Origin of the sequence: Enterobacter cloacae complex sp. 2021EL-01169, assembly GCF_020733125.1 — a bacterium.
Taxonomy (GTDB): Bacteria; Pseudomonadota; Gammaproteobacteria; order Enterobacterales; family Enterobacteriaceae; genus Enterobacter; species Enterobacter roggenkampii.
The window spans coordinates 196705-211989 of record NZ_JAJFTC010000007.1; the positions used below are offsets into that span (position 1 = coordinate 196705).

Annotated in this window: 13 protein-coding genes; 4 read left to right on the plus strand and 9 right to left on the minus strand. The window is 56.9% G+C overall.

The annotated features are described in order from the left end of the window. The first annotated feature begins 58 nt into the window (after nt 1-58). From bsmA to LLF79_RS17770, 3 genes are all read left to right on the plus strand, one after another. On the plus strand, nt 59-388 hold the full coding sequence (gene bsmA / locus LLF79_RS17760; RefSeq protein WP_023616161.1) for a biofilm peroxide resistance protein BsmA: 330 nt from the start codon (nt 59-61) through the stop codon (nt 386-388). Between the two features lie 136 nt (nt 389-524). Continuing rightward, the gene (yjfN, locus tag LLF79_RS17765) at nt 525-812 is read left to right on the plus strand and encodes a DUF1471 family protease activator YjfN (RefSeq protein ID WP_021240708.1); all 288 of its coding nucleotides are present in this window, start codon (nt 525-527) and stop codon (nt 810-812) included. A gap of 172 nt (nt 813-984) precedes the next feature. Further along, nucleotides 985-2916 carry a methyl-accepting chemotaxis protein gene (locus LLF79_RS17770; protein ID WP_032675817.1) on the plus strand — a complete coding sequence of 644 codons (1932 nt, stop codon included), beginning with the start codon at nt 985-987 and terminating at the stop codon, nt 2914-2916. Here LLF79_RS17770 and LLF79_RS17775 read toward each other — a convergent pair. Next, on the minus strand, nt 2913-4535 hold the full coding sequence (locus LLF79_RS17775) for an isovaleryl-CoA dehydrogenase (RefSeq protein WP_095443083.1): 1623 nt from the start codon (nt 4533-4535) through the stop codon (nt 2913-2915). The two genes, LLF79_RS17770 and LLF79_RS17775, sit on opposite strands and share 4 nt — an antisense overlap. A 195-nt stretch (nt 4536-4730) precedes the next feature. On the opposite strand from LLF79_RS17775, the gene LLF79_RS17780 reads away from it, so the two are divergent. Then, the gene (locus LLF79_RS17780; protein WP_227880058.1) at nt 4731-6005 is read left to right on the plus strand and encodes an MFS transporter; all 1275 of its coding nucleotides are present in this window, start codon (nt 4731-4733) and stop codon (nt 6003-6005) included. Between the two features lie 91 nt (nt 6006-6096). Here the strand turns inward: LLF79_RS17780 and rlmB are convergent, their stop codons facing one another. From rlmB to hflX, 8 genes are all read right to left on the minus strand, one after another. Further along, nucleotides 6097-6828, minus strand: coding sequence for a 23S rRNA (guanosine(2251)-2'-O)-methyltransferase RlmB (gene rlmB / locus LLF79_RS17785; protein WP_008502911.1), 732 nt, complete (start codon nt 6826-6828; stop codon nt 6097-6099). A gap of 66 nt (nt 6829-6894) precedes the next feature. Further along, nucleotides 6895-9336 carry a ribonuclease R gene (gene rnr / locus LLF79_RS17790; RefSeq protein ID WP_227880061.1) on the minus strand — a complete coding sequence of 814 codons (2442 nt, stop codon included), beginning with the start codon at nt 9334-9336 and terminating at the stop codon, nt 6895-6897. A gap of 38 nt (nt 9337-9374) precedes the next feature. Further along, nucleotides 9375-9800, minus strand: coding sequence for a nitric oxide-sensing transcriptional repressor NsrR (nsrR, locus tag LLF79_RS17795; protein ID WP_023293453.1), 426 nt, complete (start codon nt 9798-9800; stop codon nt 9375-9377). Nucleotides 9801-9992: 192 nt separating this feature from the next. Continuing rightward, complete coding sequence (locus LLF79_RS17800) at nt 9993-11291, minus strand: adenylosuccinate synthase (RefSeq protein WP_006178975.1); 1299 nt, start codon at nt 11289-11291, stop codon at nt 9993-9995. Nucleotides 11292-11395: 104 nt separating this feature from the next. Continuing rightward, nucleotides 11396-11593, minus strand: coding sequence for a DUF2065 domain-containing protein (locus LLF79_RS17805; RefSeq protein WP_003855996.1), 198 nt, complete (start codon nt 11591-11593; stop codon nt 11396-11398). Between the two features lie 71 nt (nt 11594-11664). After that, the gene (hflC, locus tag LLF79_RS17810) at nt 11665-12669 is read right to left on the minus strand and encodes a protease modulator HflC (RefSeq protein WP_008502916.1); all 1005 of its coding nucleotides are present in this window, start codon (nt 12667-12669) and stop codon (nt 11665-11667) included. A 2-nt stretch (nt 12670-12671) separates the two neighbouring features. Beyond that, a complete protein-coding gene (gene hflK / locus LLF79_RS17815; protein WP_032675814.1) occupies nt 12672-13931 on the minus strand; it encodes an FtsH protease activity modulator HflK in 1260 nt (419 codons plus the stop codon). A gap of 56 nt (nt 13932-13987) precedes the next feature. Beyond that, entirely contained in the window at nt 13988-15268 is a 1281-nt protein-coding gene (gene hflX / locus LLF79_RS17820) for a ribosome rescue GTPase HflX (RefSeq protein WP_008502918.1), read from the minus strand. Nucleotides 15269-15285: the final 17 nt, after the last annotated feature.

Sequence of the window (15285 nt, forward strand, 5' to 3'; positions counted from 1 at the left end):
GTCCCAGCTAACACTTCGGGAACATTCCCCCAAAACTAAATTCACAGACAACTACACTATGGCTATCAGGAAACGAGATATGGTTATGCACAGGTTTGCTGCTTTATTGCTGGTGTTTCTGCTTAGCGGCTGTAGCGCACTGCAGGGAACACCGCAACCCGCTCCCCCGGTTGCCGATCATCCGCAGGAGATTCGTCGTAATCAGACGGAAGGATTACAACGAATGGGCACCGTCTCCGCGTTGGTTCGCGGTTCGCCGGATGACGCAGAAGAGGCAATAAAGGCACAAGCCGTCGCCGCCAAAGCAGATTATTACGTCATTATTATGATCGACGAAACCATCATAACGGGACAGTGGTATTCACAGGCCATTTTGTACCGAAAATAATGGTTTACCTTTGAACGACATTTACACTGCTTTGCGTCCATAGACATTTTCCTGTCCACAATAAACTCCATGCCAGCGACAAGGAATGGGGGTTTATTCGCGAAGGATTGCCCGGCGGATACCGGAAATATGTGAAATGGAGCTGACGATGAAACGAACTCTTGCTTTGACCTCTCTGTTGCTCTCCGCAGGCCTGGTGAGCACCACCGCGCAGTCAGCAGAATTCGCCAGTGCTGACTGTGTAACTGGCCTGAATGAAATTGGCCAGATCTCCGTGAATAATATCTCGGGGAGCCCGCAAGACGTTGAACGCGTCGTGGCATTAAAGGCCGATGAGCAGGGTGCTTCCTGGTATCGCATCATCCAGATGCAGGAAGATAACCATATCGACCACTGGCGGGTACAGGCCATTCTCTACGTGTAAACTCCCTCCTGATAAAAGCCACTTATTTTTAGTGGCTTTTCGCTTTTGCAAATTTTTTATCTTATGAAAAACCAATCAATAACAACAAAATAACATTTTGTTACACTAATTCAGTAAACGTAATCTCCGCTCTGCCGTTGAAGAACCATACCTATTCAATGATGAGCAATTTATGATCAACGTTTTTCGCCGTGCAGGCCTGGGGGCGAAGCTGTCGCTGCTTACGGGCGTCAGTGTCGCCACGCTGTTTCTGCTTTTCACTTTTCTGCTCAGTCAAAAAGCCAGCCAGCAGCTTGAAGCCCTTGCGGTAGAAGACCTGCACAATCAGTCCACCGGCATGGTCGACATGGTGCAGATGTTTAACACCAGCCTGAGTGAAGAGGTTGAGAGTTATACCCGGCTGTTTACCACTTTTTTACCGCAGCCACTTAATATTGATACTTCCCAGGCTCAGACGATTAACGGACTCAGCGTCCCGCTTCTGAAAGGCGGTGACACCGGACTGCATCAAAACAACACCCTGTCTGACGAGTTCCTGAACCGTACGGGAGCCATTTCGACGCTGTTTGTACGCAGCGGTAATGACTTTGTTCGCGTAGCCACCTCCCTGCGCAAAGAGAATGGCGAGCGGGCGATGGGCACCGTGCTGGATACCGCCAGCCCGGCCTTTGCCGCCGTCAACAGAGGGGAAGTCTACCGCGGACTGGCGCTGCTGTTTGGCAAACGCTATATCACCCAGTATCAGCCGGTTAAAAACGCCGAAGGACAGGTCATTGCGATCGTCTTTGTTGGCGTGGACATTACGCACTCCTGGAACGTCATGCGCGAGAAAATCCTCACCCGCCGCCTGGGCGAGAGCGGTCACTTCTTCGTGCTGGATCGCAGCAACGGCAAAACGCGCGGGCAATATCTGTTCCATGCCGGTGAAGAGGGGCAGTTGCCGAAGTGGGACGACGCGACGCAGCAGCAGCTTCTGGGTGACAAGCCCGGCACCCTGGAACGCGTAAGCGACGACGGCCGCACGCTTAAAATGGCGTATACCCCGCTGCCAGGCTGGAACTGGACTATCGTGGGCGAAGTGGATAAATCGGTGCTGCTCGCAAGCGTTAACGCCATGCGCGATCGCTTCCTGCTGGCCGGCGTGGTCTTATCTATCCTGTTTGCTGGTCTGTTTGTGGTCCTTATTCGCCGTATGCTGACCCGGCCGCTGAGCCATGTGATCCATCTTGCCCGGCAATATGCTGCAGGGGATCTCCGTTCCAGCCTGCCCGTGACGCGTCAGGACGAAGTCGGCCAGCTGATCGACGCCATTAACGGCATCGGCGGAGGCCTGCAAAAAATTGTTCTGCAGGTTCGCGAGGCCGCAGGCGAGATCCATTTGGGCACTAACGCGCTGGCGTCCGATACCGGCGAGATTTCTGAGCAGATCAACAAGCAGGCCAGCAGCGTGGAAGAGACCTCCGCCAGCATGGAGCAGCTGGCCGCCACCGTACAGCAAAATGCCGCCAACATGGAGCAAACGCAGCAGCTGGTGGGTGAAACCTCCCTCGCGGTCCATCAGGGCGGTGAGACGGTCACCCACGCCGTGTCGACCATGGACGACATTCGCGAGGCGTCAAAACGCATCGAAGACATCACGCGTGTGATTGAGTCCATCGCTTTCCAGACCAATATCCTGGCGCTGAATGCGGCGGTGGAAGCGGCCCGCGCGGGCGAGCACGGGAAAGGGTTTGCGGTGGTTGCGCAGGAAGTTCGCGCCCTGGCCGGACGCAGCGCTAACGCGGTGAAGGAGATTGAACAGCTGATTGGCGATACGCTCAGGAAAGTGAGCGAAGGCCATGCGCTGTCTGAACAGACGCGCCTGGCGATGGATGACATCATCATTCATATCGATAACATCAGCCAGCTGGTCACCGAGATTAACCATGCCTCACGCGAGCAGTCCGCAGGGATTGGCCAGGTGAATCTCGCCATGACCCACATTGGCGAAGCGTCGCATATTAATGCGGATCGTATCTCACGCAGCGAACAAACCGCTCAAACGCTGCGCGAGAAGGGGTCACATCTGGCTCAACTGGTGAGTCTGTTCCAGCTAAAAGACTAACCGACTCTGCCCGTCGCACGCAGCAGCAGGTCATTTTGCACCTGCTCGCTCATCAGCGTACCGCCACGGGTATCCAGCATCATGCGGCACCACGCCTGCGCCACCGGGGGCGATGCGTGCCGCAGCATTTCGCTTCCGGCCCCCAGCAGGAAAAGCTGCTGCGCAATTTCCCGCCCCTGCGCCTCCTGCGGTTTACGCAGTTTTTGCTGAAGCTGTCGCCAGCTGCGGTCGAAGTGTCTGTCCTGCCCTTTTACCTGTGCAAACTCATCGGCAAGCAGATCGTGAATACCCGGCTGCTTCGCCAGCACGCGCAGCACGTCCAGGCACATGATATTGCCGGACCCTTCCCAGATGCTGTTCACCGGCATCTCGCGATACAGACGGGGAAGTTCGCTCTCCTCGCAGTACCCGACTCCGCCCAGCACCTCCATCGCTTCCGCCACAAACGGGATGCCCGCTTTGCACACGCTAAATTTCGCGGCCGGGGTAAACAGCCGCGCCCATGCCGCTTCCTGGGGATCCGCGCGTTTATCCCACGCCCGGGCCAGGCGGAACAGCAGCGCCGTTTGCCCCTCCAGCACCAGCGCCATCCGGCTTAACACCTCACGCATGAGCGGCTGATCGATAAGATTTTTACCGAAGGTCTGACGCTGATGCGCGTGATACAGCGCCACGGACAGCGCACGACGCATCAGTCCGTGGCTGCCCAGCGCGCAGTCAAAGCGCGTCAGGCCGCCCATTTTGAGGATCTGCCGTACCCCTTCGCCCTCTTCCCCCAGCAGCCAGCCGGAGGCATCAAGAAACTCTACCTCGCTGCTGGCGTTGGAGCGGTTCCCGAGCTTGTCCTTAAGGCGCTCCAGCCGGACGGCGTTGCGCTGTCCGTCAGGTAAAAAGCGCGGCACAAAAAAGCAGGACAACCCGCCCTTCGCCTGTGCCAGCACAAGATGCGCATCGCTTTGCGGGACGGAGAAAAACCATTTATGGCCCACCAGCAGGTAGCTGCCGTCGCTGCATTTTTCCGCTTTGGTGGTGTTGCTCAGCACGTCCGAGCCGCCCTGTTTTTCCGTCATCCCCATACCGATCAGCAGGCCGCGTTTTTGCGCGCCAGGCGCCAGATGAGGATCGTAGCGATCGCTGAGCAGCGGCGTCAGCCAGTCGTGAAATAGTTTAGGGAGCGCCTGCTGCAGGAGCGGTGTCGCGGCAAACGTCATGGTGACGGGACAAAGCGTGCCTGCCTCAACCTGAGCATGAAGCACAAAGCGTGCGGCCCGGGCGACAAACGACCCTTTACGCGCCTCCTCTTCCCATGCCAGGTTATGTACCCGATTGGCACACAGCCCCTGCATCAGCAGGTGCCATGCCGGGTGAAAGCGAACGTCATCCAGCCGCTCTCCGGTGGCGTCATAGCGAAGCAACTCCGGCGGATTCACGTTCGCCAGCCTGCCCAGCTCCAGCGACTCTGCGGTGCCTAACTGCTGCCCGATGCTGGCGAGCAGTTCGATATCCCACTCGGCACCCTCACGCGAGACTGCGTCACGCAGCGCGCAGTCCGAGAGAAAAAGGTTGCTGTTAGAGAGTGGTGCAGGTTGATTGAAAACGGTATGAGTCTGCCAGTGCATACTGTCTCCCTCCTTCAGTGGCAATGACGATAAGTATGGACAGACCGCGCACACGCTGCATGGGAGGGGAGTCACACGTTCACGATCCCGCTGATATCATTCGTGAAATAGCTCACAGAACATAAGAATAAACTATTTCATGACTTCGCTTTTGTTGAATAATTTATTCTCCCCCCCCTTTCAGTGAGGAAAGTTATGCAACCGGATGCGCACAAGCGAGCATTAATTGCCGGCTCCATTGGTAACTTTATCGAGTGGTATGAGTTTGCGGTCTACGGTTTTCTGGCGACCGTCATTGCGAAGAACTTCTTTCAGCTTGAAGGGGAAGCGGGGCTTACCAGCCTGATCCTCACCTACGCCTCATTTGCCATCGCCTTCTTCTTCCGTCCGCTGGGCGCGGTGGTGTTTGGCCGCATCGGCGACCGGATTGGCCGTAAGCCGACGCTAATCATTGTGCTGGTGCTGATGACGCTCGCTACCGCCGCCATCGGCATTGTGCCGGTCTACGCCAGCATCGGGATTGCCGCCCCGCTCATTATTACACTGCTTCGCATCCTGCAGGGACTGTTCGCGGGCGGCGAGTACGGCGGTGCGGTCTCGCTGATGACGGAGTTCGCCCCGCGAGGCAAGCGCGGGCTCTATGGTGCCTGGCAGTCCTTTACCGTGGCGCTGGGGCTGTTAGCGGGTGCCGGCATCGTGGCGCTGCTCTCCGCCCTTCTCACGCCTGAAGCCCTGCACGACTGGGGCTGGCGCATTCCTTTCTTCCTGGCGCTGCCCATGGGCGCTGTTGCGCTGTGGCTTCGCGTCAGCATGGAGGAGACACCCAGCTTTGTGCAGCAGCAGGACAAACCGGCCGTCGCTCAGGCGGACATTGCCGCCACGCTCCGGGCCATCGTGATGGGGATTGGCCGCGTGATGGTCTGGTCTGCGGCGGGGTACACCTACCTGGTGATTATGCCGACCTATCTGCAGTCGGCGCTGCACACCGGGTTTAATCAGGCGCTGCTGATCGCGGTGATTTCGAACGTTGGGTTTGCGCTGACGATCATTCCGTCGGGGATCCTGAGCGACCGGATCGGGCGTCGCACGGTGATGATTATCGCCACCGCGCTGCTGCTGATCCTCGCCCTGCCGCTGCTGAAACTTCTGCAGGCGGAGTCCAGCACGCTGGTGGTGAAGGCTGTTGTGGTACTGATTGCGGGCGGTCTGGTGGGCATGCTGGCGGGGCCGGGCCCGGCGATGCTCTCTGAGATGTTCCCGACCCGCGTGCGCTATACGGGGCTGGGGCTGGCCTATTCGTTATCGAACGCGATTTTCTCGGGATGCGCAGGGTTAATCATAACCGGGCTGATTAAGCAGACGGGCAATCTGGATATTCCGGCGTACTACGTGATGGCGACGGCAGTAGTGAGTATTTTCGCGCTGATGACGCTGAGGAAGGATGAGCATCTGCGGTCACTGGAGGAATGAGGTTAATGCCCGGTGGCGCTACGCTTACCGGGCCTACGGTACCGTGCCTTTGTAGGCCGGGCAAGGCGAAGCCGCCACCCGGCATAACAGGCTACCCGCGCTGACGCACCGCTTCAAACAGGCAGATGCCCGTCGCAACAGACACGTTCAGAGAGGACACGCTGCCCGCCATCGGGATGCTGATCAGCTCGTCGCAGTGCTCGCGCGTCAGGCGACGCATGCCTTCACCTTCCGCCCCCATCACCAGCGCCAGACGGCCGGTCATTTTGCTCTGATACAGGGTATGATCCGCTTCACCGGCAGTACCGACGATCCAGATGTTCTCTTCCTGCAGCATACGCATGGTGCGCGCCAGGTTGGTCACGCGGATCAGCGGAACGTTTTCCGCCGCGCCGCAGGCCACTTTCTTCGCCGTCGCGTTCAACTGCGCGGAGCGATCTTTCGGCACGATCACCGCATGCACGCCCGCCGCATCCGCGCTGCGCAGACACGCGCCGAGGTTGTGCGGATCGGTAACGCCATCGAGGATCAGGAAGAACGGATTCTCGAGCTCAGCGATCAGATCCGGCAGATCGTTTTCCTGATACTGACGGCCCGGCTTCACGCGGGCGATAATCCCCTGGTGAACCGCGCCTTCACTTTTCTCATCCAGGAACTGGCGGTTAGCCAGCTGGATCACCACGCCCTGCGCTTCCAGGGCGTGGATCAGCGGCATCAGACGTTTGTCTTCACGCCCTTTCAGAATAAACACTTCCTGAAAACGCTCCGGTGCGCGCTCGAGAAGGGCCTGCACCGCGTGGATGCCGTAAATCATTTCACTCATTGATGGTTCTCGTAATAAGTATTTCCCCTCTCCCTGTTGGGGAGAGGGTCAGGGTGAGGGGAGGATTTACTCCGCCTGCTTTTTCTTAGCCGCGCGCTTCGCTTTGGTGGCGGCCGCTATTTTCTGTGTCTTCGCGGAAGGTTTCTTCGCGGAACGGGCTTCTTTCTTCGCCGCCTTCGGCTTCTGCTTCTTCTCGCCGCGGAACGCGCTATCCGGCTCGAAGTTCACCTTCTTACCGGCCTGACGGCGCTTGCCGCTCGTTTTGCCGTTTCCGCCTTTTTTCGCTCTTTCGCGCTCGGTTTTACCGACGTTACGCGGCGCGCGCTCGCTGGAGATCAGGCTGAAGTCGATTTTACGGTCGTCCATATTCACGGCCTCAACCTTCACTTCCACACGGTCGCCCAGACGATAGGTCTGGCCGCCAGATTCGCCGATCAGGCGCTGACCGACCTGGTCGAAGCGGTAGTAGTCGTTATCCAGGCTGGATACGTGCACCAGACCGTCGATAAACAGCTCGTCCAGACGAACGAAGAAGCCAAAGCCGGTCACGCTGGCAATCACGCCTTTGAAGACGTTACCGACCTGGTCCAGCATAAAGTCACACTTCAGCCAGTCCGCCACGTCGCGGGTGGCCTCATCGGCACGGCGTTCGGTCATGGAGCAGTGCTGACCCAGCTGCAGCATCTCTTCCATCGAATAGTGGTAGCCACCGGTTTCGGTGGTGTTCCCTTTATGGCCCTGCTCCTGCGCCAGCAGATACTTGATCGCACGGTGCAGCGAAAGGTCAGGGTAACGACGGATCGGCGACGTAAAGTGGGCGTAAGACTGCAGCGCCAGGCCGAAGTGACCGCGGTTTTCCGGATCGTAAATCGCCTGCTTCATCGAGCGCAGCAGCATTGTCTGTAGCATTTCTGCATCAGGACGATCGCTAATGGATTCCAGCAGCTCGGCGTAATCGCGCGGCTCTGGCTTATTGCCGCCCGGCAGCTCCAGACCGAGCTCGGCCAGTACGGAGCGGAACGCGGTGATGGCTTCCGTCGACGGTTTATCGTGAATACGGAACAGCGCAGGCTCTTTGGCTTTCTCAACGAAGCGTGCCGCCGAGATGTTCGCCAGGATCATACACTCTTCAATCAGTTTGTGCGCATCGTTACGCTGAGTCTGCTCGATGCGCTCAATGCGACGCTCGGCGTTGAAGATAAATTTCGCCTCTTCGCTCTCAAAGGAGATCCCGCCGCGCTCTTCGCGCGCCTGATCCAGCGTTTTGTAGAGGTTATGCAGCTCTTCGATGTGTTTGACCAGCGGCGCGTACTGTTCGCGAAGATCCTGGTCGCCCTGCAGCATATGCCAGACCTTGGTGTAGGTCAGACGCGCGTGCGAGCTCATCACCGCTTCGTAGAATTTATAGCCAGTTAAGCGCCCTTTGGTGGAGATGGTCATCTCGCAAACCATACAGAGGCGGTCAACCTGCGGGTTCAGGGAACACAGGCCGTTAGACAGCACTTCCGGCAGCATCGGTACAACCTGCGACGGGAAGTAGACCGAAGTACCGCGGCTGCGCGCTTCGTTATCCAGCGGAGTATGCGGACGAACGTAGTAGCTTACGTCTGCAATCGCTACCCACAGACGCCAGCCGCCGCCGCGTTTTTTCTCGCAGTAGACGGCGTCATCGAAGTCACGGGCGTCTTCACCATCGATCGTAACCAGCGGCAGGGAGCGGAGATCCACGCGGCCCACTTTGGATTCTTCCGGCACTTCTTCACGCAGGCTTTCGATCTGCTCTTCAACCGCTTTCGGCCAGATGTATGGAATTTCGTGGGTGCGCAGCGCCATATCAACGGCCATGCCGGTGCCCATATTATCGCCCAGCACTTCGACGATTTTACCTACCGCTTTGGTGCGACGGGTTGGGCGCTGGGTGAGTTCCACCACCACCACAAAGCCCATGCGGGCGCCCATCACCTCTTCAGGTGGGATCAGGATGTCGAAGCTCAGACGGCTGTCGTCCGGCACCACGAACCCCACGCCCGCGTCGGTAAAGTAGCGGCCAACAATCTGGCTGGTTTTTGGCACTAGGACGCGCACGACGCGCGCTTCTCGGCGACCTTTACGGTCAGCGCCCAGCGGCTGCGCCAGAATTTGGTCACCGTGGATGCACATTTTCATCTGTTCAGATGAGAGATACAGATCGTCTTTACGGCCTTCCACGCGCAGGAAGCCGAAGCCATCGCGGTGACCAATGACGGTCCCTTTCAGCAGGTCGAGGCGTTCTGGCAGCGCGTAGCACTGGCGGCGGGTAAAGACCAGCTGCCCGTCACGCTCCATCGCGCGCAGGCGGCGGCGAAGGGCTTCAATTTGCTCTTCACCTTCAATGTTTAATTCAACAGCAAGATCTTCACGATTGGCGGGTTTTTCGCGTTTTGTTAAGTGTTCAATGATGAACTCGCGGCTGGGGATAGGATTCGCGTATTTTTCGGCTTCGCGTTCCTGGAAAGGATCGTGTGACATGTCGGTTCCTCCGTTGTCAGCTCCGGTGGAAATTTTCTTCATTCCACCAGCAATAATTTATAAAGCGGTTGATTCTCTTCAACCAAATCGGCCAGCGTGTAGTTATCCAGCTCCTTGAGAAAACTTTGCACGGCCTTAGAAAGCGCCTTTTTCAGGCGGCAAGCGGGCGTGATGTGGCAGAACTCGCTGCTGCAGTTCACCAGAGACAGCGGCTCCAGTTCACGTACCACATCGCCAACACGAATACTCTGTGCCGGTTTACCGAGACGGATCCCACCATTCTTCCCGCGGACGGCAGCAACGTATCCGGCACGACTAAGTTGATTGATTATTTTGACCATATGATTACGGGATACGCCGTAGACCTCTGTGACTTCAGAGATACTGGTCATTTTCCCATCGGGTAACGACGCCATGTAGATCAGCGCGCGTAAGCCGTAATCGGTGAAACTTGTTAACTGCACATCAACCTCAGGAAAAAGGGAAATCGCGGACAAACCGCAGAGATATTCATTAATGATGATAAACCAGCCAGATAGTTAGCGGCTAATTTATTTGACAGACGGGGCGAAAAAGCGGAGATCCAGGAGCGGTCGCCGGATGGCGCTACGCTTATCCGGCCTACGGGTCTCCCCGCAGGCCAGCAGTCACGAAGATTATGCGTCGAACGGGTCGCGCAGGATCATCGTTTCAGTACGATCCGGGCCGGTAGAAATAATATCGATCGGCACTTCGGTCAGTTCTTCAATACGCTTGATGTAATCCAGCGCCGCCTGCGGCAGGCCGCTACGCTCTTTCACACCGAAAGTGGTCTCAGACCAGCCCGGCATGGTTTCGTAGATTGGCTCAATGCCTTCCCAGTCGTCAGCAGCCAGCGGCGTGGTGGTCACTTCGCGGCCATCAGGCATACGGTAGCCTACGCAGATTTTCACTTCTTTCAGGCCGTCCAGCACGTCCAGCTTGGTCAGGCAGAAGCCAGACAGGGAGTTGATCTGCACTGCACGACGCACGGCAACCGCATCCAGCCAGCCGGTACGACGACGACGACCGGTGGTCGCGCCAAACTCGTTACCCTGCTTGCACAGGAACTCGCCGGTTTCATCAAACAGTTCGGTCGGGAATGGACCTGCACCCACGCGAGTGGAGTACGCTTTGATGATGCCCAGAACGTAATCCACATAACGTGGACCCAGGCCAGAGCCGGTCGCCACGCCACCCGCGGTGGTGTTGGAAGAGGTTACGTACGGATAGGTACCGTGGTCGATGTCCAGCAGCGTACCCTGCGCACCTTCGAACATGACGAAATCGCCACGCTTGCGCGCCTGGTCCAGCAGATCGGACACATCAACAACCATACCGGTCAGAATGTCTGCAATCGCCATGACGTCATCCAGCACTTTCTGGTAGTCAACAGCGTCAGCTTTGTAGAAGTTCACCAGCTGGAAGTTGTGATATTCCATCACTTCTTTCAGTTTTTCAGCGAAGGTTGCTTTGTCGAAGAGGTCACCCACGCGCAGACCGCGACGTGCAACTTTATCTTCGTAAGCCGGGCCGATACCACGACCGGTGGTGCCGATCGCTTTCGCACCGCGTGCTTTTTCACGCGCAACGTCCAGCGCCACGTGATAGTCCAGGATCAGCGGGCAGGCTTCGGAGAGCAGCAGACGCTCGCGAACAGGGATACCACGGTCTTCCAGACCTTTCATCTCTTTCATCAGCGCCGCTGGAGACAGCACAACGCCGTTACCGATGATGCTGGTGACGTTTTCGCGAAGAATGCCTGATGGAATAAGATGGAGGACGGTTTTTTCACCGTTGATTACGAGAGTATGGCCTGCGTTGTGACCGCCCTGGTAGCGCACAACATATTTAGCCCGTTCAGTCAGAAGATCAACAATCTTCCCTTTACCTTCGTCACCCCATTGGGTGCCCAGTACGACGACGTTGTTACCCATTTTTTTCAAAATCACCGTTTGCTTAAAAATGGATTCTACCATCGCTTTTTCAGATATACAGCACTTTTTGACCTCAGAATATCCCAAATCCGACCACCTTTTGATCAGCCAATCGTTTTCCTCAACATGTAGTAGATCACGATGCCCGCAACCACAAGACCGCCGCCAAAACGACGTAAAATATTATCCGGCAGTTGGCTCATGGTGGCGATCATTCGACGCCAGGCGCGTGGATAGAGCATCGGTCCCAGACCTTCCAGCACCAGGACCAGGGCCAGCGCGAGCCAGATCGTTGAATTCATTTTTGTTCCTTATAAAAGAAAACCACCGCTCCGTGGGGAGCGGTGGTTTGAATACTCAAACGAGTCTGAGTTTATCGCGTTGCGTTAGTCGGCGTCTTCATATAACGGAAGAAATCGCTGTCCGGGCTGAGCACCATCACATCCTGGTTGCTCTGGAAGCTATTCTCGTAAGCACGCAGGCTACGGATAAAGGCATAGAAGTCAGGATCCTGACTGAAGGCATCGGCAAACAGCTTCGCCGCCTCGGCATCACCTTCACCACGCAGGATACGGCCCTGACGCTCAGATTCCGCCAGCGTTTTGGCCACTTCGTAGTCCGCAGCAGCGCGCAGCTTCTCCGCCTCTTCCTGGCCCTGTGAACGGTGACGACGGGCGACCGCTTCACGCTCGGCGCGCATACGGTTGTAAATCGCCTCGGACACTTCCACCGGCAGGTTGATCTGCTTGATACGCACGTCTACCACTTCAATACCCAGCGCAGCCATACTGTTCGGGTTGATCACCGGCACTTTACCGTTGGTTTCAGCCTGAACGCGCTCAGCCGCTTTGGCAATCGCATCATCTGCTGCCGGCGTTGAAACTTCATCTTCCGTGCCCGCTGTGCCGGAGTTCAGCGCATCGCGAACTTCCAGGGTCAGACGGCCACGGGAGTCGGTCACGATGTCTTTCACATCCAGACGACCAATCTCAGAACGCAGACGGTCAGAGAACTTACGTTTCAGCAGCACTTCTGCCTGAGAAACGTCACCGCCGCCCGTTGCCAGGAAGTAACGGCTGAAATCGCTGATGCGCCATTTGATATAGGAATCAACGATCAGGTCTTTCTTCTCTTTAGTCACGAAACGGTCGGCCTGGTTATCCATGGTCTGGATACGCGCATCAAGCGTTTTCACTGACTGAATGAACGGCACCTTGAAGTGCAGACCCGGCTCGTAGATCACCGGGCGTTTGTCGCCATCACGCACGACGCTGCTGAACTGGAACTTGATCCCACGCTCGCCCTCTTTCACCACAAAGATCGAGGTATAAAGCACGACCAGTACGATGACGATGATCGCAATAACTGACTTACGCATCCTTATTCCCCCTGACGCTGGTAGTCGTTACGCTGCGCGTTAGCACGGCGTTGGTCCATAATGTCACCATCGCTCGAAGAAGACGTGGTTGTTGCGCTTGTGCTACCGGATGACGCAGGTGGCAGACGCAGCAGGTTGTTCGCACCGCTGTTGTCTTTTGCTGCCGATGCAGAACTGCCTTTCAGCATCTGATCCAGCGGCAGCACCATCAGGTTTCCGCCTTTACTGTCGTTAACCAACACTTTGCGGGTGTGGCTCAGCACTTTTTCCATGGTCTCGATATAGAGACGCTCACGGGTAATTTCCGGCGCCGCTTTATATTCCGGCAGGATCTTCGCGAAGCGAGCCACTTCACCCTGTGCTTCCAGGATGGTCTGGGTCTTATACGCACGCGCTTCTTCCAGAATACGCTGCGCCTGACCATTAGCACGTGGCTGAACTTCGTTGGTGTAGGCTTCTGCTTCACGGATGTACTGCTGTTCGTTTTCACGTGCAGCAATCGCATCGTCAAAGGCCGCTTTCACCTCTTCCGGCGGACGTGCAGCCTGGAAGTTGACGTCCAGCAGGGTAATCCCCATGTTGTATGGACGAATGGTCTCTTCCAGCTCACGCTGGGTATCGCTACGGATAACGGTACGACCTTCGGTCAGGATACGGTCCATGGTGTATTTACCGATCACCCCGCGCAGGGCGCTGTCGGTCGCCTGGCGCAGGCTGTCATCAGCGCTGGTCACGCTAAACAGATAACGCTCAGGATCGGTCACGCGGTACTGCACGTTCATCTCAACGCGCACCACGTTTTCGTCAGACGTCAGCATCACACCAGACGCCGCCAGTTCACGGACCGATTCCACGTTGACCGCGGTCACGTCGTCAATGAAGGTCGGTTTCCAGTTCAGGCCCGGCTCAACCAGATGGCTGAACTTGCCAAAACGCGTAACGACACCGCGTTCCGCTTCTTTAATGGTGTAGAACCCGGTAGCAGCCCAGATGATTACCACTGCAGCGGCAACAATACCGACTACGCGGCCACCCATTTGCGGGCGCGGCCCCTGGGTGGAATTTCCACCTGAGCCAGAACCTTTACCTCCGCCAAGACCACCAAGCTTCTTGCTCAGCTTGCGGAAGATATCATCCAGATCCGGCGGCCCCTGCTCGCGACCACCTTTGTTGCCATTTCCCCCAGAGTTGCCGCCTTGATTATTGCTGCTTCCCCACGGGTCGCGGTCCTGTCCGTTATTACCGGGCTGATTCCACGCCATGTATATGCTCCATATTTGTTATGCAAGGGCGAATTATTCAGGCATCCCCTTTCTGATCAGACGATATAGTCGACCAGCGCAGGTTCTTGTTTACAGAGGCGACGCCAGTCAACGATCGGCATACGCACCTGCATCCCCACGCTGCCGTCATCCTCCATCCACTCTTTTTCTATCGCCTGAAGCTGATAAAACCGGCTGCGCAGCCTGCCTTCCTGTGGCGGCAGTCGCAGCGTGTGCTGAGCTACCTCACCGGAAAGACGTTCTGTCAAAGCCTGGAAAAGCAGTGGCACACCAAGACCGGTCTGGGCAGAAAGCCAGACCCGAATCGGTTTGTTCTCTTCATCTCTGTCGATACGCGGTTCGAAATCGTCCAGCATATCGATCTTGTTCATCACCAACAGCGTTGGGATTTCGTGGGCGTCGATCTCTTCGAGCACCACGTTCACCGCGTCGATGTTCTCCTGCACGCGCACGTCTGCCGCATCAATCACGTGCAGCAGCAGGGTCGCCTGTCGCGTCTCCTGCAGGGTGGCCTTGAACGCCGCCACCAGGTCATGCGGCAGGTGACGGATAAACCCTACGGTATCCGCCAGCACCGTTTCACCGACGTCTGCAACGTCAATACGGCGCAGCGTCGGGTCCAGGGTCGCAAACAGCTGGTCTGCGGCATAAACCTGGGCCTCGGTTATCTGGTTAAACAGGGTGGATTTACCGGCGTTGGTATACCCCACCAGCGACACCGTCGGGATGTCGGCTTTGGTGCGTGCCCGACGCCCCTGCTCACGCTGTTTCTCGACCCTTTCCAGACGTGAGAGGATCTGGGTAATTCGGCCACGCAGCAAACGACGGTCAGTTTCGAGCTGGGTTTCACCCGGGCCGCGCAAACCAATCCCGCCTTTTTGTCTTTCAAGGTGGGTCCAGCCACGCACCAGACGCGTTGCCAGATGACGCAGCTGCGCCAGCTCAACCTGCAGTTTCCCTTCGTGGGTACGTGCACGCTGAGCAAAAATGTCTAAAATCAATCCCGTGCGATCGATAACACGGCATTCGCAGAGAGCTTCCAGGTTGCGCTCCTGGGCTGGAGACAGCGCATGATCAAACAACACGACTGACGCGCCGGTTGCTTTTACGGCATCCGCAATTTCGACTGCTTTACCTTCACCAACAAAATACTTTGGGTGCGGCGCTTTACGGCTACCGGTAATCACCTGCATTGCTTCGACACCGGCGGAAGAGACCAGAGATTCAAACTCCTGGAGGTCTTCCATATCTTTGTCTTGCGAAAAATAGATGTGTACCAGCACCGCCTGCTCACCGGCATCATAACGGTCAAACAAGCGTAAACCTCTCTAAA